General features: G+C 64.9%; 23 protein-coding genes and 1 pseudogene. 10 read left to right on the top strand and 14 right to left on the bottom strand.

Annotation, left to right across the window (positions count from 1 at the left end; translation table 11 throughout):
- Positions 1-110: 110 nt before the first annotated feature.
- The 6 genes from H7A76_RS20295 to H7A76_RS20270 are packed head-to-tail and all read right to left on the bottom strand — an operon-like array spanning position 111 to position 7,293.
- Positions 111-1,106: a siderophore ABC transporter substrate-binding protein gene (locus tag H7A76_RS20295; protein WP_185700143.1), complete on the bottom strand. Its 996-nt coding sequence runs from the start codon at positions 1,104-1,106 to the stop codon at positions 111-113.
- A complete protein-coding gene (locus tag H7A76_RS20290; protein WP_185700142.1) occupies positions 1,103-1,879 on the bottom strand; it encodes an ABC transporter ATP-binding protein in 777 nt (258 codons plus the stop codon). Before H7A76_RS20290 ends, H7A76_RS20295 begins: the two co-directional genes overlap by 4 nt.
- The gene (locus H7A76_RS20285) at positions 1,876-2,820 is read right to left on the bottom strand and encodes an iron chelate uptake ABC transporter family permease subunit (protein WP_185700141.1); all 945 of its coding nucleotides are present in this window, start codon (positions 2,818-2,820) and stop codon (positions 1,876-1,878) included. The genes H7A76_RS20290 and H7A76_RS20285 overlap by 4 nt, the downstream gene beginning before the upstream one ends.
- Positions 2,817-3,758, bottom strand: coding sequence for an ABC transporter permease (locus tag H7A76_RS20280; RefSeq protein ID WP_185700140.1), 942 nt, complete (start codon positions 3,756-3,758; stop codon positions 2,817-2,819). The genes H7A76_RS20285 and H7A76_RS20280 overlap by 4 nt, the downstream gene beginning before the upstream one ends.
- The gene (locus tag H7A76_RS20275; RefSeq protein WP_185700139.1) at positions 3,758-5,509 is read right to left on the bottom strand and encodes an ABC transporter ATP-binding protein; all 1,752 of its coding nucleotides are present in this window, start codon (positions 5,507-5,509) and stop codon (positions 3,758-3,760) included. The genes H7A76_RS20280 and H7A76_RS20275 overlap by 1 nt, the downstream gene beginning before the upstream one ends.
- On the bottom strand, positions 5,503-7,293 hold the full coding sequence (locus H7A76_RS20270; RefSeq protein WP_185700138.1) for an ABC transporter ATP-binding protein: 1,791 nt from the start codon (positions 7,291-7,293) through the stop codon (positions 5,503-5,505). The genes H7A76_RS20275 and H7A76_RS20270 overlap by 7 nt, the downstream gene beginning before the upstream one ends.
- A gap of 187 nt (positions 7,294-7,480) precedes the next feature.
- Between H7A76_RS20270 and H7A76_RS20265 the strand changes: the two genes are divergently transcribed.
- The 3 genes from H7A76_RS20265 to H7A76_RS20255 all read left to right on the top strand — a co-directional run bounded on the left by H7A76_RS20265 (position 7,481) and on the right by H7A76_RS20255 (position 9,134).
- The gene (locus H7A76_RS20265) at positions 7,481-8,104 is read left to right on the top strand and encodes a TetR/AcrR family transcriptional regulator (protein ID WP_185700137.1); all 624 of its coding nucleotides are present in this window, start codon (positions 7,481-7,483) and stop codon (positions 8,102-8,104) included.
- 46 nt (positions 8,105-8,150) lie between these two features.
- Complete coding sequence (locus tag H7A76_RS20260; RefSeq protein ID WP_185700136.1) at positions 8,151-8,564, top strand: hypothetical protein; 414 nt, start codon at positions 8,151-8,153, stop codon at positions 8,562-8,564.
- Between the two features lie 75 nt (positions 8,565-8,639).
- Complete coding sequence (locus H7A76_RS20255; RefSeq protein ID WP_185700135.1) at positions 8,640-9,134, top strand: OsmC family protein; 495 nt, start codon at positions 8,640-8,642, stop codon at positions 9,132-9,134.
- 83 nt (positions 9,135-9,217) lie between these two features.
- Here the strand turns inward: H7A76_RS20255 and H7A76_RS20250 are convergent, their stop codons facing one another.
- From H7A76_RS20250 to H7A76_RS20235, 4 genes are all read right to left on the bottom strand, one after another.
- Positions 9,218-12,052 (bottom strand): TonB-dependent receptor, encoded by a 2,835-nt coding sequence (locus H7A76_RS20250; protein WP_185700134.1) that lies wholly within the window; start codon positions 12,050-12,052, stop codon positions 9,218-9,220.
- A gap of 98 nt (positions 12,053-12,150) precedes the next feature.
- Positions 12,151-13,116 carry a FecR domain-containing protein gene (locus H7A76_RS20245; protein WP_185700133.1) on the bottom strand — a complete coding sequence of 322 codons (966 nt, stop codon included), beginning with the start codon at positions 13,114-13,116 and terminating at the stop codon, positions 12,151-12,153.
- Positions 13,113-13,619: a sigma-70 family RNA polymerase sigma factor gene (locus H7A76_RS20240; RefSeq protein ID WP_185700132.1), complete on the bottom strand. Its 507-nt coding sequence runs from the start codon at positions 13,617-13,619 to the stop codon at positions 13,113-13,115. Before H7A76_RS20240 ends, H7A76_RS20245 begins: the two co-directional genes overlap by 4 nt.
- Before the next feature lie 170 nt (positions 13,620-13,789).
- Positions 13,790-14,230: an Lrp/AsnC family transcriptional regulator gene (locus H7A76_RS20235; RefSeq protein ID WP_185700131.1), complete on the bottom strand. Its 441-nt coding sequence runs from the start codon at positions 14,228-14,230 to the stop codon at positions 13,790-13,792.
- A gap of 139 nt (positions 14,231-14,369) precedes the next feature.
- On the opposite strand from H7A76_RS20235, the gene H7A76_RS20230 reads away from it, so the two are divergent.
- The 7 genes from H7A76_RS20230 to H7A76_RS20200 all read left to right on the top strand — a co-directional run bounded on the left by H7A76_RS20230 (position 14,370) and on the right by H7A76_RS20200 (position 21,722).
- Positions 14,370-17,417 (top strand): aminotransferase class III-fold pyridoxal phosphate-dependent enzyme, encoded by a 3,048-nt coding sequence (locus tag H7A76_RS20230; RefSeq protein WP_185700130.1) that lies wholly within the window; start codon positions 14,370-14,372, stop codon positions 17,415-17,417.
- A 208-nt stretch (positions 17,418-17,625) separates the two neighbouring features.
- Positions 17,626-18,414, top strand: coding sequence for an ABC transporter substrate-binding protein (locus tag H7A76_RS20225; protein ID WP_185700129.1), 789 nt, complete (start codon positions 17,626-17,628; stop codon positions 18,412-18,414).
- Between the two features lie 63 nt (positions 18,415-18,477).
- On the top strand, positions 18,478-19,125 hold the full coding sequence (locus H7A76_RS20220) for an amino acid ABC transporter permease (RefSeq protein ID WP_185700128.1): 648 nt from the start codon (positions 18,478-18,480) through the stop codon (positions 19,123-19,125).
- A gap of 9 nt (positions 19,126-19,134) precedes the next feature.
- On the top strand, positions 19,135-19,794 hold the full coding sequence (locus H7A76_RS20215) for an amino acid ABC transporter permease (protein ID WP_185700127.1): 660 nt from the start codon (positions 19,135-19,137) through the stop codon (positions 19,792-19,794).
- Between the two features lie 14 nt (positions 19,795-19,808).
- Positions 19,809-20,558, top strand: a complete 750-nt coding sequence (locus H7A76_RS20210) for an amino acid ABC transporter ATP-binding protein (protein WP_185700126.1) — start codon at positions 19,809-19,811, stop codon at positions 20,556-20,558.
- Between the two features lie 259 nt (positions 20,559-20,817).
- Positions 20,818-21,477 (top strand): hypothetical protein, encoded by a 660-nt coding sequence (locus tag H7A76_RS20205; RefSeq protein ID WP_185700125.1) that lies wholly within the window; start codon positions 20,818-20,820, stop codon positions 21,475-21,477.
- 83 nt (positions 21,478-21,560) lie between these two features.
- Positions 21,561-21,722 (top strand): DUF2986 domain-containing protein, encoded by a 162-nt coding sequence (locus H7A76_RS20200; RefSeq protein ID WP_185700124.1) that lies wholly within the window; start codon positions 21,561-21,563, stop codon positions 21,720-21,722.
- Between the two features lie 34 nt (positions 21,723-21,756).
- Here H7A76_RS20200 and H7A76_RS20195 read toward each other — a convergent pair.
- The 4 genes and pseudogenes from H7A76_RS20195 to H7A76_RS20180 all read right to left on the bottom strand — a co-directional run.
- Positions 21,757-22,053, bottom strand: a pseudogene (locus tag H7A76_RS20195) (hypothetical protein); the annotation flags it as partial.
- 108 nt (positions 22,054-22,161) lie between these two features.
- On the bottom strand, positions 22,162-22,710 hold the full coding sequence (locus tag H7A76_RS20190; protein ID WP_185700122.1) for a cupin domain-containing protein: 549 nt from the start codon (positions 22,708-22,710) through the stop codon (positions 22,162-22,164).
- A gap of 305 nt (positions 22,711-23,015) precedes the next feature.
- Positions 23,016-24,296 carry an FAD-binding oxidoreductase gene (locus H7A76_RS20185; RefSeq protein ID WP_185700121.1) on the bottom strand — a complete coding sequence of 427 codons (1,281 nt, stop codon included), beginning with the start codon at positions 24,294-24,296 and terminating at the stop codon, positions 23,016-23,018.
- A gap of 52 nt (positions 24,297-24,348) precedes the next feature.
- Positions 24,349-24,483 (bottom strand): aldehyde dehydrogenase family protein (locus tag H7A76_RS20180; protein WP_185700120.1); only part of this gene is annotated, 135 nt, incomplete at its 5' end.

Here is a 24,483-nt window from a genome sequence, read left to right as displayed (position 1 = left end):
TGAGAAGGCAGTGTTTTTTTGGAGGGCCGGCTTAATTCAAATAAAAGAGCTAAGGCTGTTGATAATCACTTGCTATCGCATAAGTGCCCGCGAACAGCCCTTGGCTCGAATCAGGGCTGATAACCCTTGATGACGTCGTCGATCATCAGCCTCACCGAGGTCGGGCTGGCGGCGGTGACGTACCAGGCCTGGGCATCGGCGAAGACCACGCGGCCGTTCTTCCAGGCATTGGTCTGGCGCAGCAGCGGGTTGTCCAGGCTCTGGGCATCCAGGGCCGGGCGCCCCTCCATCACGGCGGTGCGGTCCACCACATAGAGGATGTCGGGATTGGCCTGCTGGATGAATTCGCTGGAAATCGGCTGGCCATGCAGGCCGCTCTCGCCCTCGGGGCTGGCCGCTTTCACGCCCAGCGCATCGAAGATGAAGCCATAGCGCGAATGCACGCCGAAGGAGCTGAAGGCGCCGTTGTTGTGCAACACGATCAGGGCACGCTCAGGGCGGCCTGCCGTGACCTGCCGGGCCTGCTGCACCTTGGCCTCCAGTTGCGCGACCTGCTCCCGGGCCTGTTGCTGCTTGCCGAAGATCTCGCCGAGACTCGCCAGGTGCTCCTTGATGACCTCGATATGCCGGCCCTGGCTGTCGCGGTAGTCCACGTCGAAATGCACCGTCGGCGCGATCGCGCTCAGCTCCTGGTAGTGGCTGGCCTGCAGCGAAGTGATCAGGATCAGGTCCGGCTTGACGGCGTAGATCCGCTCCAGGTTGGGCTGGACGATCGCCCCCAGGTCCTCGACCTGGGCCGCCTGCTTGTACCGGGCCAGGAAGTGCGGGATGAAATCCTTGGGCATGCCGGCCACGGGAATGCCCAGCTGGTCGAGGAAATCCACTTCGTTCATGTCCAGGGCCACCGTGCGCTGGGGCAATCGCTCCACCAGCGTGGTGCCCAGCTGGTGCCGGACCGTGACCGGGGCGTAGGCCGGGGCCTGGTTGGCAGCAGCCTGGCCCGTCGCGGGCGAGGTAGCGGTTTTATCCTGGCAGCCCTGCCCGGCCAGGATCGCGGCCACCAACAGGGCAAACGTCCCATACCTGCTTGCGTGATGTCGGGTCATTTCAGTTCTCTTGCGGGGTTGAAGTAGTTGCACAGGTAGCCGTGGGCGTCATGGCTGATGCTGAAATCCAGCCCGTAGAGCGCTCGCAGCCGCTCTTCGGTCAGCACCTGGGCGACGCTGCCGGCGGCGTGCACGGCGCCCTTTTTCATCGCCACGATGTGGTCCGAATAGTTGGCGGCGAAGTTGATGTCGTGCACCACCAGCACCACCGTGCGCCCCTGTTCGTCGCACAGCCGGCGCAGGGCGCGCATGATCTGCACCGCATGCTTGATGTCGAGGTTGTTCAGCGGCTCGTCCAGCAGCAGGTAGTCGGTCTGCTGGGCGATGGTCATGGCCAGGAACGCCATCTGCCGCTGGCCACCGCTGAGCTCATCGAGGAAAGCCGCGCGCAGCTCCTGCAGCGAGAGAAACGCAATGGCCTCGTCGATGGCCTGCTGGTCGGCGCGGGTCAGGGCGCCGCGGCTGTAGGGAAAGCGTCCGAAGGCCACCAGCTCCTCGACCGTCAGGCGCAGGTTGAAGTCCGGCGCCTGGCGCAGGGTGGCCACCGTGCGGGCGTAGTCGCCGATGGCCATGCCACGGGTATCGCGGCCCGCCACCAGGATGCTGCCGCGAGTCGGTTCCAGCAGCCGCGCGATCATCATCAACAGGGTCGACTTGCCCGCGCCGTTGGGACCGATCAGCGAGGTCAGGCGACGGGCCGGGAACTGCACGTTGATCTCGTGCAGCACAGTCTTGGCGCCGTAGCTCTTGTGAAGGTCGTGGACGGTGATCATGCAGCTCCTCGGGTACGCAGCATCAGGGCCAGGAAGTAAGCGCCACACAACAGGTTGACCAGCAGGCCCACGGTGGTCTTGTAGTTGAACAGGTGCTCGACCAGCAGCTGGGCGAGCAGGAACAGGCCCACGGCAATGGCGCAGCCCAGGGGCAGCGTGACCCGGTGGCGGAAGGTCCCGGCCAGGGCATAGGCGATGTTCGCCACGAATACCCCCATGAAGGCCACGGGCCCCAGGAGGCTGGTGGACACCGCCACCAGACAGGCGATCAATGCCAGTTGCAGACGCACGCAGCGTTGGTAGTCGACCCCCAGGGAGATCGCCTGGTCGCGCCCCAGCGCCAGCACATCGAGGGTCGCCAGGGTCTTGCGCCCGACCAGGCACAGCCCCGCCACCAGCCCCCCGGCATACAGCAACTGCTGGGACTGCACGCGGTTGAACGAGGCCTGGCTGAACCCCAGCAGCATGGAGAACTCCCCAGGGCTGGCCTGGTACTGGACGAACTGGGTGAAGGTGCCGATGACCATGGTCAGCACCAGCCCCACCAGCAGCAGCAAGAACAGGTCGCGCCGGCCATCGCCGAACAGCCAGCGGTGCAGCGCCCAGGAGTAGGCCAGCATCAGCAGCACCGACAGCCCGAAGTTGCCATGGGCGCCCAGCACCAGCAGGCCGGACATGCCCAGCACCGCCACCAATACCGCCTGCAACAGCAGGTACACCGCCTCGTAGCCCATGATCGCCGGGGTTAGGATGCGGTTGCCGGTCAAGGTCTGGAAGGCGATCGACGACCAGGCGACGCACACCCCGCCCATCACCATCGCCCCCAGCCGGACCAGGCGCCTGGGGATCACCTGGGCAAAATCCAGCCCCGAGCCCAGCAACAGGAACAGCAGCGCCAGGGCGCACACCGCAAGCCATACCCCATAGTGCGAAGGCTTCATCGGCGCCCCCGTACCAGCAGGCTCAAGAACAGCACGCCGCCGAGGCATCCGGCCGTCAGGCCGATAGGCACTTCGTAGGGGTAGATGACCAGGCGCCCCACCAGGTCGCAGACCAGCAGCAGCGATGCGCCGCCCAAGGCCACCAGCGGCAGGGTCCGGCCCAGTTGGTCACCGTGGCGCAGGGCGACCAGCTGCGGGATCACCAGGCCGACGAAGGGAATCGAGCCCACGGTGATCACCGTGGCCGATACGGTCACGGCCACCAGCAGCAACCCCAGGGCCACCGTCGCCGGATAATTCAGGCCCAGGCTCGCGGCCATGCCCTCGCCCATGCCCAGCACGGTGAAACGCTGGGCATACAGATAGGCCAGGACCACGATCGGCAGGATCAGGTAGATGATTTCGTAGTGGCCCTGGACCACCCGGGAGAAGTCCCCGAGCAACCAGCCCTGCATGCTTTGCAGCACGTTATGGCGATAGGCGTAGGACTCGGCGAGTGCGCTCAGCACGCCGCCGTACATCAGGCCGATCACCGGCACCAATGCTGCGCTGCGCAACGGCACGCGGCGGATGATCAGGACGAAGGCCAGGCTCGCGGCGAAGCACACCCCCAGGGCGAACAGCATGCGTCCCAGGGTGCCGGCGCCCGGCAGCAGCACCAGCGACAGCAGGATGCCCAGCTTGGCCGCATCCAGGCCGCCGGTGGTGGCCGGCTCGACGAACTTGTTGCGCACGATGTGCTGCAGGATCACCCCGCACACCGCCAGCCCCACGCCGCTGAGCACCAGCGCCATCAACCGTGGCAGGCGGCTGGCGGTGAGGGTCAGCCAGGCATCGCCGGCCCCGGACAACAGCTGCTCCAGGGAGAACTGCCGGGCGCCCACCAGCAACGAGGCACCACAGAGGATGACGAAGGCCCCCAGCCAGCTGGCTCGCATCAGCGGGACGCTCCGATCCGCCAGCCCTGGGCGGCGCCACGCTGGTCGAGCAAACGCGCGTAGTACCCCGGCCTGGCACGCAGCTCATCCGGCGCTCCCTGCTCCACCACCCGCCCCTGGTCCAGCACTACGATCTGGTCGGCCATGGCCACCGTCGACAGCTGGTGGGCAATGACCACCAGTGTGCACTGCCCGCGCAACCTGGCCAGGGCCTGGGCGATGACCGCCTGGTTTTCGCCATCCAGGGCCGCGGTGGCTTCGTCCACCAGGAGGATCGGCGCCTGCTTGAGCAGCGCCCGGGCAATGGCGATGCGCTGGCGCTCGCCTCCCGACAAGCGCGCCCCGCCCTCGCCTACCTGGGTGTCGATACCCTGGGCCAGGCGTTCGATGATCTCCACCACGCCGGCCTGGCGCGCGGCCTCCATGACCTGGGCGATGCTGGCCTCGGGGTCGCCCAGGCGGATGTTTTCGGCAATGCTGCCCTGGAACAGGTAGGAATCCTGGAAGATCTGGCTGATGTGCCCGGCCAGCTGCGCCTCGGACATCTGCCGCACATCCACGCCACCGACCCGCACGCTGCCCTGGTCGACCTCGAAGAACCGGGCGATCAGCCTGGCCAGGGTGGTCTTGCCCGAACCCGACGCGCCGATCAACGCAGTCATGCTGCCCGGCGCCAGGCGCAGGCTGACGTCCCGCAGGACCTCGGGCTGCCCAGGGCCATAGGCGAAGCTCACGCCTTGCAGTTCGATCGAGGCATCGCCCGGCGCCTGGGGCGACTGGGCCTGGGCCAGAGGCGGCACGGCGAGGATCCGGCTGGCCTCTTCGAGCTGGCCCAGGGCCCCGCGCAGGGTCTCGCCATAGCTGGCCAGTTCCAGCAGCGGATCGACGAAGCGGCTGACCACTACCAGGGTCACCGCCAGGGCGATGGCCGGGCCGGTTTCCAGGCCCAAGCCCAACAGACGTTCAAGCCACAGGCCGGCACTCACCAACAAGGCGGCGAAGATGCCCTGGACCACCCAGGTATTGAGCACCGAGGATAATGACGACAAGTAGATCAAGCGCCCGGCGGACTGGCGCTGCTGGTCGATGGCCTGGCGCAGCAAGCGCGTGCCGCCCTGCTCGCCGTTGAACGCACGCAGCACCGACTGGGCCTGGGCGAACTCCACCATGCGCTGGCTGGTCTTGGCGAAATGCGCATGGAAAGCGCTATCGGCGCGGCGCCCCAGGCGGGTCGAGAACGACACCGCAAGCGCCAGCAGCGGCAAGGCCACAAGGGCCAGCAATCCGGTCGGCCAGTGCAGCACGCCCAGGGCGACGACCATCGCCAAGGGAGTCATCGCGGCACTGATCAGGGGCGTGAACACATGGGCCGGCAACTGCGCGATGGCCATCATGCCCTGGGTGATGACGTGGCCCAGCCGGGCGTTGTGCTCGGGGGTGAACCAGCCCACCGGCAGCCGGGCGATATGCTCGCCCATGCGCAAGCGCACGCCTTGCAGGACGGCGACGCCTACCGCGACCCCGGCGCGCTCCACCCGGCGTCGCCAGAGCCAGCACAGCAGCACGCCGGCCAGCAACAGCGCCAGCCAACCGATGGCCGCTTGCGTGTCGCCGGCCAGCAAGTGGCCGAGCAACGGCACCAGGACGGTAATGGTCAGGCCGCTGAGCAGGCCATAGCCCACCGCCATCCAGGCATAGCGACGCAATACCGGGACATCCTCGCCCAGCAGTTGAATGAAGGTCTTCAGCATGGTTGTGCTACCTGTTCCTTGCGGGTATCGCCATAACCACCGAGCCTCCAGAGCCGTGCATACAGCCCTGCGTGCTCGAGCAACTGGGAGTGCCGGCCCTGTTCGCGGATACGGCCGTTGTCGAGCACCACGATGCGCTCGGCGTGCATCACGGTATCCAGTCGATGGGCGATCACCAGCAGGGTGCGGCCCTGGGAGAAACGCGCCAGTGCTTCCTGGATCGCCACCTGGCTTTCGGCATCCGCCGCGGCCGTGGCTTCGTCGAGCACCAGCACCGGTGGGTCGAGCAGCACGGCCCGGGCGATGCTCAGGCGTTGCTGCTCGCCCCCGGAAAAGTGCGCGTCCTCGCCCACCACCGAGTCGTAGCCCCGGGGCAAGCGCAGGATCTGCTCGTGGATATTGGCCAGGCGCGCGGCGGCTTCGATCTCCTGGCGGCTGGCCGAGGGTTTGCCCAGGGCGATGTTCTCGCCAACGCTGGCGTGGATCAGGCGCACGTCCTGCAATACGAAGCCGATATGGCGATAGAGGCTGGCGCTCTCGAGTTGGCGCAGGTCGACGCCCCCCAGGGTGATGCGCCCGGCGCTGGGATCGAAGAACCGCAGCAGCAGCCGCGCCAGGGTCGACTTGCCGGCGCCGGAAGGCCCGACGATGGCGGTGGTGGTGCCGGGTTCGAGCACCAGGTCGATGTCCGCCAGCACCGGATGCTCGGGGTCGTAGCCATAGCTCACCCGCTCCAGGCGCAGCTCACTGCCCTGGGGCTGTTGCCCGGTACCCGGGGCCGGCTGTTCCAGCACCGGGGTCTGCAGCAAGGCCTGCACCCGCTGGGCCGCGCCGGTGGCACTGCCCAGGTCGTGGAGGATGTAGTGCAGCAACAATACCGGCGCGCACAGCCCCGGGGTCACCAGGGCGAAGGGCAGCACGTCCAGCGGCGTGGCCCAGCCCTGGCTCACGAACAAGGTGCCGAAGGCCAGTACCACCCCCAGTACCGAGACCGGAGCGACCATCGCATTGGCGTTGGCCATGGCCGCCACCAGCGGCCGGGTGAAGGCGATGAAGGTTTGGGCGAAGGCGTCGATCGCCTCGCGGTAGCGCCCATGGGCCTGGCCACTGCTGCCGAAGGCCTTGATCACCGGGATGCCGTTGACGAACTCGACCACCGCATTGTCGATGCGCCCAAGGCCAGTGACGATCTCCTGCATGTTGGCGCCGCTGGACTTCATGGCCCGCCCCAGGAACAGGAAGAACCCGGGGAACGGCAGCAGCGAGAGCAACGCCAGGCGCCAGTCCATGGCGAACAGGTAGAGCACCCCGATCAGCAGCGCGCCACCAGCACGGCCCAGGGTGGTGAAGAAGTGCGCCGTCAGGTTGTGCAGCGTGCCGATGTCGTCCTGCATCGCCCGCTTGACCTCCCCCGAGGCGCGCTCGGTGAACCAGCCCAGCGGTACCAGGGCCAGGCGCTGGACGATCGCCAGGCGCAATTGATGGGTGATGCGGTTATCGGCCAGGTGCGCCTGCAACTCGCCGGCGCAAAGCAGCGCCATGCCGCAGAACAGGCTCGCCACGCCCACCAGCAGCAGCCAGCCAATATCGCCGACCACAGGGGTGGCGTCGCCCAGGGCCAGCCTGGCGATACGCTCGATAACCGCCAAGGGAACCAGGGTCAGCATCGATCCGCTGGCGGCCAGGACGGCCGCCGTGATCAGCCGACCGCGCACGGGAGTCAAGACCTGGCTGATCGGCCCCTGGGCCTGGGAGTTGGCCGAGGTCGCGTCGTGGGTGCTCATAGATGAAGTTTTCCAGACATTCGAAGACCGGCCTGCTCCGCGAACGGAGCCGGGAAAACCCTGGCCGGGGATAGCTCATGGATGGATCTGAGAATCAGAATCATATTTAGTTGCATGACTATAAACTAATTTGCCAAATCCAGACAAGGCAGCTACAAGTCATGCCTCATCGAGCCAGGACCTCTCCATGGAACCGCCACAGAAAACCCCGGCGCGCGGGCGCCCGCGCACCATCACCCGGGAACGGATCGCCGATGCCGGCATCGGCATCGGCCTGTCGAACATCACTTTCGTCGGCGTCGCCGCCGCCCTGGGCGTCAGCCATATGGCGCTGTACAAGCACATTGCGGGGCTCGAGGCGCTCAAGAGCCTGATCGCCGAGGAGCTGTTCCAGCGCTGGCAGATCCCCCGGGCCAACGCCGAGCAGCGCACCAGCCTCAAGGACTACCTGATCCTGTTCGCCACCTCGGCACGGGAATTCGTCAAGGCGCATCCGGGCTTGACGCCCTACATGATTCGCCGGTTGGCGGCGACCCAGCCGATGCTGGACAAGATCCACGAGCACCAGCTGCATATCGCCCAGGCCTATGACATCGACCCGCAGCAGGCCCGCTGGTTGCTGGCCACGGTGGCGTTCCACTGCTTCGCCGTGGCCGACACGGTGTATGCGGTGTCCGGGCGTGAACCCGAGCTCGAGGCCGAGCGCCTGGCGGAAGTGGCGGAGATGGAGGCCGAGCTGATCCAGGGCATGCATGCCCTGATCGTCGGCGCCCTGACCTTGCTGGAGGAAGGCCTGGTCCCAGGCAGCTGAAAACACCTGCCCGGCCGCCCAACGGCCTCCCGGAACGAGGACGAGCATGCTATTTCACGATTTCGCGCTAGGACACATCGAAGTGGAGGTACAGGGCCGCGCCTACGACCTGCACAACTTCTACCAAGCCGAGCCTATCCGGTACGACGTTACGAGCCGCACCCTGGCCCTGCACTTTCGCCGATGGCCAGAACCCTGGGTGCCTCCCGAGGAGCCCGAGGCGATCGACCTGTTTTTCAGCGGCGTGAGCTATTTCTCGGCCGATGGCCGTGATTGCGCCTGGGGCCCGGAGGACGATCGTTGCCTGCACGCCATCGGCGTGGTCCCGCAGGACGCTGCCACCAGTGAGTTCTACCTCAGCGACGACTTCCCCGCCGATCACCACCTGGTGATCGAGTTCCAGTCGGGGCTGATCCTGCGCCTGCAGGCCGAAGAGGCGCGGTGCAGCCTGCGACCCTGACGATCCGGGTTGCACGACCCTCCCGCACTCGCTACAAATCCAGCCATCGAACCTGCAAACACAAAGGAGCTGTGCATGTCCGAACATCTGCAATCACTGTTTCTCTCGAGCCAGGATTTTTTCCGGGCCAACCCGGGAAAGGCCACGGCGACTTTCTCGGTGAGCAGCAGCGGCGATGGTGCGCTGCATCGTCGGGTAAAAATCCGCGAGTTCGTCCTGGATATCGATGAACCGCAAAACCTGGGGGGAACGAACCAGGGTCCCAACCCCGTGGAGATCGCCCTCGCCTCCCTGGCGACCTGCCAGGAAATCAGTTATCACCTCCATGCGGCCGCCCTCGGGATACCGCTCAAGGAAGTCAGCGTCACCCTTGAAGGGACACTCGATCTCAGGGGGTTCTTCGCGGTCGATGATGAAGCCCGCCCCGGCTTCACCAACATACGCGGGACAGTCAAGTTCGATAGCACCGCCAGTAGAGAGGACCTCATGGCCCTCAAGGAAAGCGTTGACCACTCTTGCCCGGTCATGGACCTGTTCCGCAACCGGACGCCCGTTGAAATCGCCTTCTAGCCCCCGCACCGAGTGAGCGGCTGCGGCTCGTTCACCCTCCCAAGGAGCGCATCGGCCCACGCCGACGCGCTCCTTGCCCGTCCTTAGAACTTCGCCTGCATCCCCACCCGCAGTGTGCGCCCCGGCGCGGGCATGAAGCTCTGCGCCAGCGGGTCCAGGTAATAGCGATCGGTGAGGTTCTGCAACGAGACATTGAAGCTGGCGTGATCCTGCAGCTTGTAGTCGAGGAACAGATCCACCAGGGCAACTTCCCGGTAGTTCAACTGCGGGGTGGTGGCGCCGGTCTGCCAGGGTTTGTCGGCGGTGACGGTAGGCCCCGAGGTATAGGTGATGCGGGTACCGAGCGTCAGGCTCTGGTCGAAGAAGCGCAAGCCGGTGGTCAGGTTGCCGGCGATCCGCGGCGGGTTCTGGGTGTTGGTGTAGGAGCCCATGAAACTGCCCGGGGTACAGTTCGGCGTATCGGCAGTTGGCTGGTAGCGGTTGCTGGTGGCCCGCAACGTAGCGGCGAATTGCGAGTCGCAGGTTTCGGTCTTCAGGTAGTAGGTGGACGACAGGTCGGCGAACACCCGGCCAGCGTCGTAGCGGGTCTGCAGCTCCAGGCCGCTGGTCTTGAAGCTGTCGGTGTTGCTGAAGCGCATCAGGCCCCACAGGCCCGGGCTTGGGTCGTAGTAGCGAGTGATGTAGTTCTTGATGGTGTTGTTGAAGTAGGCGACCTTGATCGCCGCCGAGTCACCGTCCACCAGCAAGTCTTTCTGCAGCGTGCTGGCGCCGATTTCCCAGTTGCTCGAGCGCTCGGGCTTGAGGTTCTTGCCCGGCATGGTCTGCAGTACCCCCTGGCTGGTCTCGAACAGCGAAGGCATGCGCATGCCCTGGGTGTAGGAGGCGTAGACAAAGGTATCGGGGGCCACTTCCAGGTTGACGCCGAAGGCCGGAGCGAAGGCGCTGCCACTGTTGCGGTCCTTGCCGGAGTAGTCGTAGCCGGTGACCACCTCCCCCAACTGGGCGCCATAGACGCTGGTGCTGGTGGCGCCATACTGGTTGTAGGGCGTGCCTTCGAATGGGAAGTTGGTATTGGTGAACACCGTACCGTTGTTCAACCGCGGGTCGGTGGCATCGGTGTACTGGCCGTTCTGATCGGGGAACCACATCAGGTAGCCATAGCTGCCGGGCTTGGAAACCATCACGTACTTGTGTTCGAGCTCCTCGCGGCGGGCGCTGGCCTGGGGAATCTCATCCTTGGTGCGGTAGTAGGTGTAGCGTCCGCCGCCCCACAGGGTGAGGCTCTCCACTGGCTTGTATTCCAGCTTGCCGTTGAGGCTGAACTCCTGCCGCGAACCTTCGCGCAGCATGCGGTTGGCGTTGATGTCGTGCTGGGTGGTGGCTACGCCTTTCTGTGGCTTGAGGTCCTCGATCTGGAACGAACCGCCCAGGTCCAGCTTCAAGTCACCGTAGTCGGTCTTGAACCGTGAGCTGTTGTTCAAGTCGCCACCGATGCGCTGGTCGGCCTGACGGCTCCAGCTACGGTCCGAGCGATAGGCCTGGGAGGCCGGCGCCGCCACCGAAGTCAGCTGGCTGGTCTGTGCATCGGTCATCCACACGTTGGCGGTCAGGTCCACCAATGGGTTGTTATCGGGCAGGTAGTTGTAGCGCGCGGTATAAGTGTCGATCTTGGTCTGGCCCAACGGGTACTGGTAGATGCCGCCGGTGCCGAAACGGAAGATGTCCGAAGGCATGATTTCGCCAATGCGCCCGTCGTAGCGGCGATAGCCCAACTCGAAGGTGTGGCCGTCCGCCGGGCGCAGGGTGGTCTTGAGCAGGAACGACTCGGTCCGTGACGAGGAGTTGAGCACCTCCTCGCCGGCGTTGTAGGTCTTGGCTACGCTGCTCTCTTCGTCGCCATAGCGGTTGTAGACGCGGTAGCGGTGCTGGCCCTTCTTGCCGGCGAAGTAGTTGCCCTGGTTGCGCTTGGCATAGGCGGCCACTACGTCGAACAGGTCATGGCGATAGGCGAACGCGGCGCTGCCGGCTTCCGCTTCCGAACCGAACAGGCCACCACGGCTCTGGTGCGGCTCGGAGTACAGGTCCTGGGTCCTGGAATGACCATCGCGCGAGGCCGGCGCGACGCCGTTGCTCCACAGGTCGCCCTTCAAGCGCAGGCCGACATCCTTACCCTCGCGCAGGATGTCGTCGACGCCGATGGTGCGCATTTTCACCGTGCCGCCGATGGCGCTGGAAGTCAGGCTCGGCCCCTTGTCGATGCTGATGTCGCTGATCAGGTCGGGATCGATGTAGCTGCGCTGCTGGGTTCCGGCATAGCCACGATAGACGTCCAGTGCCTGCTGCGAACCGTCCACCGTCACCGCCACCCGACTCTGCCCCTGAATGCCGCGGATGTTCACATCCAAGCCACCGCCATTGCGGCTGTCACCTACCTGTACGCCGGGTTGGCCCTTGAGCATGTCGCCCACCGAAACCACGCCGAAGCGCTGCATGTCTTCGCTGGAGATGTACACCGAAGAACGTGGCGCTCGGTAGACCTCGTCCTGGTCAGGATTCTCGCCCCTGACCTTCTGCACTGGCAGGGCTACCGACTCCTGGCGCAAGCGCAAGGCATAACCACCGCCGGGCTGGCGCTGATAACCCAGGCCGGTGCCCTCCAGCAACTGGCTCAAGCCGTGCTCGGCAGTGAACTCGCCATGCAGGCCCCGGCTGCTCTTGCCTGCGGTGAGCAAGGCGTTGCCGGCCATGCTGAGCCCGGCCTGGGCTCCGAAGCGCGCCAGGACCTCATCCAGCGGTCCCGCGTCGATCTGGTACTGGCGCTCGCCGACGGCGAACGCCAGCTCGCTGCCCAGTGGCTGCAAGCTGAGAAAAAGCAGGGTAAGAGTGCGGGTGCGCAAGGCACGGGCGGGGAATGTCATGCAAGGCTCCTAGGGGGTTGGCACCCACCTGCCCCGGTGGGTAATACCTGGAGGCCCCGCCAGCTCGGCAAAAACTGCGCAGGAGAAGAAAAATATTTTCAGGCGGACACCAGGGTCACCCAGTAGCGGGTTCGGCGTTCGATACGCACGGGCAGCGTGCGGACCAGCAGCGCCAGGGCCGCATCGGTGTCGTCCAACTGGAAACTGCCGGTCACCCGCAAGGCCGCCACCGCTTCGCTGCACCGCAGGATGCCCGTGCGATAGCGCGACAGCTCGGCCAGCAATTGGTCCAGGCGCATGCGTTCGGCCGGCAGGATGCCTCGCAGCCAGGCCTGGGCCAGGGACGGATCGACCGGACTCGGCACCCCGACGCCACGGCTGTCGACCCGCGCCCGCCAGCCAGCCTCCAGGCTGAGGAATGCCGGGCGCTGCCGAGCCTCTACCTGCACCTGCCCGCGCAAAACCGTGACCTGTGTCCCCAGGAAATCATGGCGTACCAGCAGATGGGCACCATGGCCATGGAGCAACGCATCGGGAGTCAACAGTCGCAGTGCCGGAGCCTGCGCACGCACATCGAGCGCCAGCTCGCCCTCGATCAGTTGCAAGTGGCGTCGCTGCGCATTGAACTCGAGCTCGACCGCACTGGCGGTGTTCAGCCACAGCGCACTGCCATCGGCCAGAGTCCAGCGCCGCCGTTCGCCAATACCTGTGCGGTAGGTGGCCAGGGCCGAGCGCACCAGGGTCGAATCCGCCCCCTGCCAGCACACCCCGCCCAGCAACCCGAAAGCCAGCAGGCACTTGAGCAGTTGCCGGCGCCGCCGAGGATCGGCTCCGGCAGCCTCCAAGGTCCGCCGGGCCGTCGCATCGGCCAACAGCCCCACGCCAGGTTGCAACAACAATGGCAGGCTGCTGACCCGCTGCCAGGCCTGTTCATGTTCGGCGCAGGACTGCCGCCAGCGCTCCAGGGCCTGTTGCTCGCCAACGCTCATCAACCCGGACTGCGAGCGCACCAGCCAGTCGATGGCGCTGTCGCGCACCCGTGGATCGAGCGCCATGCCACTCATTCGAAACGGCTCGCGTAGCAGACACTGAAGGCCTTGCCCATGGCCCGCTGCACCTGGGCCACGCTCAGGTTCAACTGCGCGGCGATCTGCGGGTAGGTCAGGCCGTCGAGCTGGGACAGGAAGAAAATCTGCCGCACCTGCATCGACAACCCCACCAGCAGCGAGTCCAGCTCCAGCAGGGTCTCGATCATCAGGTGCCGCTCCTGCGGTGATGGCTCCTCGGCCACCGGTCGCGCCGCCAGGGCTTCCAGGTAAGCGCGCTCGATCGCCTGGCGCCGCCAGCGGTTGATCAACAGGCCGTTGGCGATGGTGGCGAGAAATGCCATGGGCTGGCGCAACTCATGTACGTCTTCCTTGGAGCGCAGCACGCGAATGAAGGTATCGTGGGCCAAGTCCTCGGCATCGGCACTGTGCCCCAGGCGCCGGTGCAGCCAGCCACGCAGCCAGCCATGATGGTTCACATACAACTGGGCGACGGGCGAGGCAGTGCTGTTGTCGTGCATGGGAGATTCGCATTAATGATAATGCTTCTCATTTTATTATTTGCCGACAAGGATTGTACAGGCCGCGAAGCCCACAATTGCAGCCAGGCGACAGGCCTGCCCCACAGCCCGGGCAACCGGGAGACCAGGCGGCAGGGCAGCCTGCCGGCCGATCTGGCCCGCGCGGCGAATCAGGCGCTTTGTCGATCGATATCACGACGCAGGACGACCGCCGTGGTGATGTCCTCGACCGATTCGTGAGTGGCCACGGCGTCCCGGACCCGGTTCAAATCATCGATGGTCCGCGCCTCGATCTCGATCACCAGGTCGAGCTGGCCACTGACCGAGGAGACGCGGCGCACCTGCGAGTGTTGCGCCAGGACGTCGAGCAAGCCCATGGCCGGCGTGCGCTTGAGGCTCACCAGCAAGATGGCGCGAATCACATGGGCATCGATTTCGCCGATATCGGCCCGGTAGCCCCTGATCACCCCACTGCGTTCAAGGTTGATGACCCGCTCGCTGGTGGCGCTTCGTGAAAGGCCGATTCGCGCGGCCAGGGCCTTCAAGGCAATCCGCGCTTCCTTGGACAGGATTTCGAGTATTTCGCGATCTTTTGCGTCGAGGTCGCGCATTGCAACTCCTCAAGTCCGCTACCGATTTTGTGCCGGTCGATTCCGACAATATGCCGGCCAGGGCCGACCGCATACCTACTGCCCACCCGGGCCGCGCATGCCAAGCTAACTGAAAAAAACCACTTGGAAAACCGCCGCCATGACCGACCTTCGCCATCCCGCCCCGCAGTTCTCCAGCAGCGCCGCCGAACAGCTGGCCGAGCAGTTGTTCAATGTCACCGGCACCGCCACGCCCCTGGCTAGCGAACGCGACTGCAACTTCCGCTTGCAGACAGGAACCGACGCGGGATGGATCCTGAAAGTGGTCAACTCCAGCGAACCGCGCACCGAAAGCGAGCTGCAAACGGCCCTCCTCGACCACCTCGCCAACAGCGATCCCGAACTTGCCGTGCCCCAGCTCAAGACCAGCCTTGCAGGCGACTTCCTCGCCTCTGCGCTGGCCCCGTCCGGCGAGACCCATGCGGTCCGCCTGGTCAGCTGGCTGCACGGCACACCCCTGGCCGAGGCCAAGCGCACGCCCGGGCTGATGCGCAGCCTGGGCCAGGCGTTCGGCAACCTGGATCGCGCACTGCAGGGCTTCATGCATCCGGGCGCGGTACGGGACCTGGACTGGGACCTGCGCCACGCCGCACGCTCCAGGTCACGCCTGCACTTGGTCAAGGACCCCGGTAAAAGAGCCATCCTCGAGCGCTTCATCGATGCTTTCCAAAGCACGGTGCAGCCGAAGCTCGCGCGCTTGCGCACCCAGGTCATCCACAACGACGGCAACGACTGGAACATCCTCGTCGACCCGCAGAACCACCAGCAGGTCGCGGGCATCATCGATTTTGGCGATGCGCTGCATACGGTGCTCATCGCCGAAGTCGCCATTGCCTGCGCCTACGCCATCCTCGACATGGAAGATCCGATCGGCGCGGCCGCGGCCCTCACTGCCGGCTTCCACGAGCGCTTCCCCCTGCAACCGCAAGAGCTGGATGTACTGTTCAACCTGATCGCCATGCGCCTGGTCATCAGCGTCACCTTGTCGGCATCGCGGCAAGAGCAAGTCCAGGACAACCCCTACCTGGCGATCAGCGAAGCCCCGGCCTGGCGCCTGCTGGAAAGGCTGGACCGCATGCCCCCGCGACTGGCGACGGCGATCCTGCGCAAGGCTTGTGGCCATGACGCCACGGAAGGCGCCGGCGAGGTGCGCCGCTGGGTCATGGACAACCGCAAGTCGTTCGCGGATATCGTACGGCCAGCGGCGGCGACCCTGAACAAGGTCATAGTGCCGTTCGCGGACGCCTCCCATGCGATGACGATCGCCTCGGCCGCCCAACGTCCGGCGGAGGCGGCCCAGTGGTGGAACGATTTCTCTGCCCGGCACAAGGTCCCCCTCGGCATCGGCCCCTGGGGCGAAGAGCGGACCATCTACACCGACGCCGCATTCGTCTCGCGCTTCATCGAAGGGCAACGCCGGATCATCCACCTCGGCGTGGACCTGATCATGCCCGCCGGCACCCCGCTGTACACCCCGGTGGCCGGCGTGGTGCGCAGCGTCGAGGTGGAATCCGAACCCCTTGGCTATGGCGGCTTGATCATGCTCGAGCACGCGCCGCAGGGTTGCCCGCCCTTCCTGACCCTGTGGGGCCACCTGGCCCACGAAGCCCTGGAGCGCCTGAAGCCCGGCGACCACCTGGAAGCCGGCGCACTGCTGGGCTACATGGGCGCGGACACGGAAAACGGCGGCTGGCTGCCCCACCTGCACCTGCAGATGTCCACCGACACCCGGCTCAAGGCCTGCGAGTTCATCGGCGTTGGCGAGCGGGCCTACCTGGATGTGTGGGCCGACCTGTTCCCCGATGCATCGACCCTGGCCGGCATCCCCGCGGAAACCTACAGCCAGGAGGGAAGGACCAAGGCCGAGATCGTGGCCAAGCGCAAGGAGCTGCTGCTGCCCAACCTGTCGATTTCCTATTCGGACCCGATCAAGTTCGTGCGCGGCGATGGCGTCTGGTTGATCGACAACTTCGGCCGGGCCTACCTGGACTGCTTCAACAACGTCTGCCACCTGGGCCACAGCCACCCGGACGTGGTGCAAGCGCTGGCGCGCCAGGCATCGCGCCTGAACACCAACACCCGCTACCTGCACGACACTATCGTGGAGTATGCAGAGCGGCTCACCGCCACCCTGCCCGCGGGGCTGACGGTCGCCTCCTTCGGTTGCTCGGGCAGCGAGGCCAATAGCCTGATGCTGCGCATGGCGCGCAATCACACCGGGCGCGACGAGGCCATCGTGCTGGACTGGGCCTACCACGGGACGACCCAGGAACTGATCGACCTGAGCCCCTACAAGTACAAGCGCAAGGCCGGCAAGGGCCGCGCCGCGCACGTGTTCGAGGCCAGCGTCCCGGATGTGTACCGCGCCGCCGACGACTGGCCGTTCGAGGAACTGGGCCAGCGCTTCGCGCAAAGCGTGGCCGAACAGATCCAGAGCATGCGCAAGCAGGGTCGAGCGCCGGCGTTCTTTCTGGCGGAGTCCATTCCCAGTGTCGCCGGGCAACTGTTCTTCCCGGAGAACTACTTGCAGGAGGTCTATGCCATGGTTCGCGCCGCAGGCGGCCTGTGCCTGGCCGACGAGGTCCAGGTCGGCTTTGGCCGGGTGGGCAGCCACTGGTGGGCCTTCGAGACCCAGGGGGTGGTGCCCGATGCGGTGTCCATGGGCAAGCCCATCGGCAACGGCCATCCGCTGTCGGCGGTGGTTACCACGCGGGAGCTGGCCGACAGCTTCGACAACGGCATGGAGTACTTCAACACCTTCGCCGGCAGCCCGGTCTCGTGCGCCGTGGGGCTTAGCGTGCTGGAGGTGATCGAGCGCGACGACCTGAAGCTCAACGCCCTGACCATCGGCAATTACCTGCTCGCAGGCTTTGGCCGGCTGCAACAACGCTACGAGGCCATTGGCGATGTGCGCGGGCTGGGGCTGTTCCTGGGCATAGAGCTGGTGACCGATCGCAAGAGCAAGCGCCCCGCCACCGAGCTGGCCCGGAAGGTCGCCGATGGCGCCCGCGAGCGCGGCATCCTGATCGGCACCGAAGGCCCCTACGACAATGTGCTGAAAATGCGCCCGTCGATGATCTTCAGCCAGAAGAACGCCGACTTCCTGCTGGAGGTGCTGGACGACAGCTTCCGGGCGGCGCTGCAATAAGCCGCCAGCAACGGCGCGGTAGCGACTGCGCCCAGTGGCCGGCGCGGGTTGCACGCGGCGCCGGCATAGTGCCGGCCAATTCCGGCAATGTGCCCGGCAGGCGGACACCTTGCCTGGTGCTTTCCAGGGTGGCCTGTGCAAAGCTTTTTGCGAGGCCTGGGTGAAGAGCCCGATAAAACAAATAAAAATTCTTCAAAGGTGCCATCCAATGCTAGCCAGAACGCTCAAGGGTCTGTTGTTCGCATCCACCGTCGCGGCCACAGCGCTGCTCTGTCCCACTGCCGCCCAGGCCGATGACCTGCAGACGATCCAGCAAGCCGGGGAAATCCGCATCGCCATGAGCGGCCAGTATTCCCCCTTCAGCTTCGCCAACGAGCAGAACCAGATCGTCGGGTTCGACGCCTCCATCAGCGAGGCCCTGGCTGAACGGCTGGGGGTGAAGGTAACCATTATCACCACGCCATTCGACGGGATCATCGCCGGGCTCCTGGCCAAGAAATACGACGCCATCATCGCCTCCATGACCATTACCCCGGAGCGTTTGAAGGCCGTGGATTTCGCCGGCCCCTACTACCACGCCGGGCGCACGATCGTGGTCAAGGATGACTCGCCGATCCACAGCCTGGACCAGCTCAAGGATGTGACGGTCGGCGTTACGCTGGGCGACGCCCACGACAAATGGGCCCGGGCCCGCGGCAACCTGAAGGTGAAGACCTACAAGGGCCTTCCCGAGATGCTGGTCGACCTGGAGGCCGGGCGGATCGACGCGATCGTGATGGACAGCGTCCCGGTGCTGGTGGCCGTCAAGGAAACCGGACAGAAAGTGCGCATCATCACGCCCCCGGACAGCGATGGCGGCATCGAAGGCATGGGCATCGCGCTGCGCAAGAACAACCCCGAACTCAAGGCGGCGCTGCAGAAGGCGCTGGACAAGATGCTCGCCGACGGCAGCTACGAAAAGATCTCCATGCAGTGGATCGGCAAGGATATTCGCTGACGCCCTCGCCGCCTGGCCCGACCCGGCGTCGAGCCAGTCCAGCTGACTTTGCCGAGCCTCGCCATGGACCTGACTCTCATACAACGCACGCTGCCGTTCTTCCTGGAGGCCGCGTGGATCACGGTGCAAGTGTCGCTGCTGGCACTGGCGCTCGGCTTGCTGATCGCCATCGTCCTGGTGGCGGCGCGCCTGTGCGGCAGCTTCATCCTGCGCTGCCTGGCCAGGCTCTATATCAGCGTGTTCCGCGGCACGCCCTGCCTGGTGCAGTTGTTCCTCATCTACTTTGGCGGTCCGCAAATCGGCCTGGAACTGGAGCCGTTCTCGGCCGGGGTCATCGGCCTGGGCCTGAACATCGCGGCCTACATGGCCGAGTCCATTCGGGGCGCTATCGGTAACGTCGATCCCGGCCAGGTGGAAGCCGCTCGCTCCATTGGCTTCAGCAGGGGCCAGACCCTCTGGCTGATCACCCTGCCGCAAACGGCGAAACTGATGATCAGGCCCCTGGGCGTGAACGCCGTGGCATTGATCAAGGGCTCGGCACTGGTGTCGACGATCTCCGTGGTCGAGCTGTCCTATACCGCGCAGCGGTTCATCAGCTCCACCTACAAGCCATTTGAAATCTTCATGGTTTCGGCCGCGCTTTACATCGTGATGGTCTACGCGGTGAGGTTGCTGGTCGACCACCTCGATCAGCGCTTCGCGGCCAAGTGAGACCCTCCAATGCCAAGCCTCGACCTGAGTATCGTGACACCTTATTCCGAACTGCTGGCGACCGGACTGTGGTGGACCGTCGTCCTGTTCCTGAGCTCCAGCGCCTTGAGCCTGCTGGCGGGAATCGCCTTCGCCCTGATCGTGCTCTACACCCCAAGGCTGGTATCGCTGCCCATACGCTTCATGACCTGGCTGCTCATGGGCACCCCGCTGCTGCTACAGCTGTACCTCATCTACTACGGCCTGGTGCAAGTGGGGATCGACATCCCGGCATTGATGGCCGGGATCATCGGCCTGAGCCTGCACTTCGCTGTCTACAATGCCGACGTGATCCGGGCCGGCGTGCTCTCGGTGGACCCGGGCCAGGTCGAAGGCGCGCGTTCCATCGGCCTGAGCCGCAGCCAGACCCAGCGCTACATCATCGTCCCGCAAGCCCTGCGCCGCACCATCGCTCCTCTTGGCAACAACCTGATCGTGCTGCTCAAGGACACCTCCCTGGTGTCCATCATCGGCATTGCCGAACTGGTCTACAGCGCCCAGCGCGCGGTGAGCGAGACCTACAGCCCATTCGAATTCTATCTGGCCGTCGCGGTGATCTATTACGCCGTCAATCTTGTTCTGGAAGCCGGCCTGCACCTTCTTGAAACCCGGGTAGAGATGTCACGATGACCACAGAAAAGCTCATGATCCAAGTCAAGGGGGCGCGCAAGGCCTATGGCGCACTGGAAGTCCTCAAGGGCATCGACCTGTCCGTCGCGCGCGGGCAGATCATCGCCATCATCGGCCCCAGCGGCTCGGGCAAAAGTACCCTGCTACGCTCGCTCAACCACCTTGAGGTGCTTGACGACGGCCAGATCTGGCTCGAAGGCGAACAGGTCAACCGCCCCTTGAAAGGCCGGGCCTTCGAGCAGCACATCAATAGCGTGCGCCAGCAGATGGGCATGGTGTTCCAGCACTTCAACCTGTTCCCGCACCTGACCGTGCATGAAAACATCGCCATCGGCCCGATCAAGCTCAAGGGGTTCAGCCAGCAATCGGCTCGCGAGCTGGCCATGGAATACCTGGAGAAAGTGGGCCTGGCCAACAAGCTAGACGAATACCCCTCGCGCCTGTCCGGCGGGCAGAAACAACGGGTGGCCATCGCCAGGGCACTGGCCATGCGCCCCAAGGTGATGCTGTTTGACGAAGCGACCTCGGCGCTAGACCCGGAGCTGGTCGAAGAGGTCAACCAGGTGATGAAGCAGCTTGCCGCCGAACACATGACCATGCTGATCGTCACCCATGAAATGCGCTTTGCCGGCGAGGTCGCCGACCGGATCATCTTCATGGACGGTGGCGTGGTGGTCGAGGAAGGAACGCCCCGGGAAATCCTGCAGAACCCGGTGCAGGAACGGACTCGTCTGTTCTTGAAAAAACACCTGCACGATCGATAGGTTGCCCAACCGTTTCACCGGCAGGCTGAAGACATCACCCACCAAAGCCTGGATAACCCGCAGGTCCAGCCGATCTACGAGACCTATCGGGCTCAGACCGGAGCCCGCCTGTGTGACGGATCTTGTGAGGACGCCCCGGGACCGAGTGATCGCAACATCCAGGCATGTCATGGCCAACCGTAACGCTGCTAAACTCCCGCACCCGAACCCACCTGCCGATGACCCCAGGCATTGGTCTCTCAATTGAAAGGATGCTTACATGAACAAGGCGCTCTACAGCCTTTGTGCCGCCACCCTGGCGCTGTCGCTCGACATGGCCCACGCCGCCTCCTTGGCCGAGGTCTTCACCGGCGACATGCTGGGCACCAACCAGCGCTACTTCGAATCGATCGCCGGAATCCCCCGGGAATCCAACGGCAATGCCCATGTGTTCAAGGTCCAGGGTTGCCAGATCACCGCGACGGTGGAAGGCGGCAAGGTCAGCGCCCTGCGCATGGAACTGGGACCCAAATGCCAGGCCGACCTGACCCAGTTCGTCGGTACCTATGCCCCTGCTCCCGGCCAGCCTCTGACCCTGGGCGCCTTCGAGGCCTCGTCCGGCGGCGGCCTGAGCTACAGCGCCGACTGCCTGAGCATGTGCGGCAACGCCGCGGACCCTTCGGTCTATGCGCTGTGGGAAGGTCCCCATGCCGTGGACTTCAAGCAGGTGCTGCTGGAAGTGACGCTGGTCTCGGATGCCGCGATCAACGCTGCCGACCAATGGGCGAGCCAGATGCAAAAGGCCGAAGGCGAGGACTATGTGATGGAGACGCGCTTCAACTGCGACCAGAAATACGCCGCCGCGGCCCAGAAGGCCTTTGAAAAGGTCCAGGTCACCGCGGTCACCATCGGCACCGGCCTCAAGGGCCCCGGCTGCTGAGACGACACGCGGCAACCCAAGCGCGTACGGGGATCCAGTTCAAGCTGATATCATCCGCGCGCTTGTCCCCCAGGTAGAGAACGATGAACCGTCGCAAGAAAATCAAGCAGCTGCTGGACGCCCACGCCAAGAAAGCCAAGGCCAAGCTGGCACCGAAAAACAAGCCCAGGTACATCTGCAAGGCCGACCGCTTGAAGCTGGCCGAAGAGACCGCCCGCGAGGCCCAGGCTTCGACAGAGGGCTGATACGCCCGTCCAGGCACCCGCACCGCTGGTTGGCTTACCGCCTGAATGTCCACTGCAGCAGTCGGTGAGCCGCCGTTTTCACCCTGCGCCCTACCCCCACGACTGACTCCAACTGGACATCGGCCAGGGATGCAAACGCCCTGCGCAGGCTCGCAATGCTTTCATCCACCGACGGTCCCTGGATGGCCGGCGGCTCTGGGCGCTCGCAGAACTCCCGCCAGACGAACAGGGTCAGCTCGGCGCCATCGATCTGGAGTCGAGGGCGTTGCCCCCCATCGAAAGACTCCAGTAGCCGATAGCGCTCATCCTCCCAGAACAACGCCTCGACCCAGCAGATGAATCGTGCAGCAATATCCATCTGTCATTGTCCTCTTCAGCGTCCACCGCCAGGTATCGACGTTGCCGGATACCGTTCCCAAGCCAGGGCCAGTACCCCGGCTCAGAAGTTCGCCGGGGTGTTGGCACTGACGATCTCGGCCTCATCCTGGCCAATGTTCCTGAAGCTGTGGGGCAAGGTGGTGGGGAAGTAGTAGCCATCGCCCGGATTGAGCACGCTCACCTGGCCATCCACCGTCAGTTCCACGGTGCCACGGATCACCAGGCCGCACTCCTCGCCTTCGTTGTGCACGATCGGCTCTTCGCCGGAGCTGGCGCCCGGGGCGTACTGCTCGCGCAGAAAGCGCATCTGCCGGTTGGCCAGGGGCGCACCGACCATCAACAGGCGCAGGCCGTCGCGGCCCAGGTCCGGTTGTTCGTTGGCACGGAATACGTATTGGTGCTCACGGGGGGGCTGGTCGAAGGTGAAGAAGTCGGCCAGGGACATGGGAATACCTTCCAGCAGCTTTTTCAGGGAACTGACGGAGGGGCTGACGCGATTCTGTTCGATCAGGGAGATGGTGGCATTGGTAACGCCGCTACGCCGGGCCAGCTCGCGCTGGGAGAGGTTGTAGCTTTCGCGAACGAGTTTGAGTCGGGTGCCCGTGTCCATAACAGCCTTATGTGAGAGGAACTGGAGGGAATCGTGTGGCGGTTGGGTCGCGAAAATCGCGATCTGGCTGCCCCTGGAGCCGGAAAGGCGGCTATTTAAACATGTTTGACGGCGGTGCTGTAAAGGCTGGCGACAAGGGGTTTACGGGGATTTTACGGTGGTTTTGCGGGCCCTGGGAGGTCCTGCGCCCGACCGCGAAGCGGGCGCCAAGCCTGTGGACCCGTGGCGCCTGGCAAACCGCGTCATCGTTCATCGCGAGCAAACTGCGCTCCTGCATAGAACAAGAGCGCGAGCGTCCTTTCGGATTAGATGCCGAAACGGTCACGCAGGGCGTAATAGGCAGCGCCCATGGCGGTCAGCGGCGCCTGGAAGGTGCGGCCGCCGATCATCGGCATGTGTGGCAGCGAGGCGAAGGCGTTGAAGCGCTCGGCATCGCCACGAATCATCTCGGCGATCAGCTTGCCCGCCAGGTGCGAGCAGGTCACGCCATGGCCGCTGTAGCCTTGCATGTAGTAGGCGTTCTTCTCGATCCGGCCGAATTGCGGCATGCGCGACATGGTCAGCAGGAAGTTGCCGGTCCAGCGGTAGTCGATCTTCACGTCCTTGAGCTGGGGGAAGGTCTTGAGGATCTTCGGCCGGATCAGTTGCTCGATGTCGTTGGGCTCTCGGGCACCGTAGACCACCCCGCCGCCGTACAGCAGGCGGTTGTCGCCGGTGAGGCGGAAGTAGTCCAGCAGGTAGTTGCAGTCTTCCACGCAATAGTTGTGGGTGATCAGGCTGCGGGCCAGCGCTTGCGGCAATGGTTCGGTGACCACGATCTGCGAACCGCAGGGCATGCTCTTGCGGGTCACGCGCGGGTCCAGGTCCTGCTGCAGGTAGGCGTTGCCGGCGATCAGCAGGTACTTGGCGCGCACCACGCCCTTGGCCGTGCGCACCACGTTGGGCTCGCCGTAGGTGATTTCCAGGGCCGCCGACTGCTCGAAGATCTTGCCGCCCAGGCCGATGATGGCGTTGGCCTCGCCCAGGGCCAGGTTCAGCGGGTGGATATGCCCGCCCTGCATGTCCAGCAAACCGCCGACGTAGTTGCGGGTACCGACTTCGCGGTCGATCTGCGCCTTGTCCAGCAGCTGGAGGTTGTGGTTGCCCAACCGTTCCCAGTTGCGCTTCTGCTCGGCCAGGCCCTTGAGCTGCTTGGGGTTCAGGGCGGCGAAGATACCGCCAGGACGGTAGTCGCACTGGATGTCGTAGTGCTGGATGCGCTGGCGGATGATGTCCGCGCCTTCGAAGATCATGCTGCCGAGCACCTCGGCGCTCTTTTCCCCGTAGCGCTCTTCGATCACATCCACGTCGCGGCTGTAGGAGTTGACCAGTTGCCCGCCGTTGCGCCCGCTGGCGCCGAAGCCGACCTTGGCCGACTCGAGCACGGTGACGCTGTAGCCGGCCTCGGCCAGGAACAGCGCCGAGGACAGGCCGGTATAGCCGGCGCCGATCACACAGACATCGCACTCCACCAACTGGTCGAGCTCGGGGTAGTCGACGGTCCGGTTGCGGGTCGCCGCGTAATAGCTGTTCACGTAGGTTTGCATGTCGTGGTTCTCCAGCAGGTGCGGCTCGACCGCCCTGCCGTTGTCATAGGTCTTAGAGCTTGATCCAGGTCGCCTTGAGCTCGGTGTACTTGTCGAATGCGTGCAGCGACTTGTCACGGCCGTTGCCCGATTGCTTGAAGCCACCGAACGGCGCGGTCATGTCGCCGCCGTCGTACTGGTTGACCCA

The organism is Pseudomonas sp. MSSRFD41 (genome assembly GCF_014230245.1).
GTDB lineage: Bacteria > Pseudomonadota > Gammaproteobacteria > Pseudomonadales > Pseudomonadaceae > Aquipseudomonas > Aquipseudomonas piscis.
Note: the sequence above shows the minus strand (reverse complement) of the source record. Positions and strands in the feature narration are given on the sequence as shown.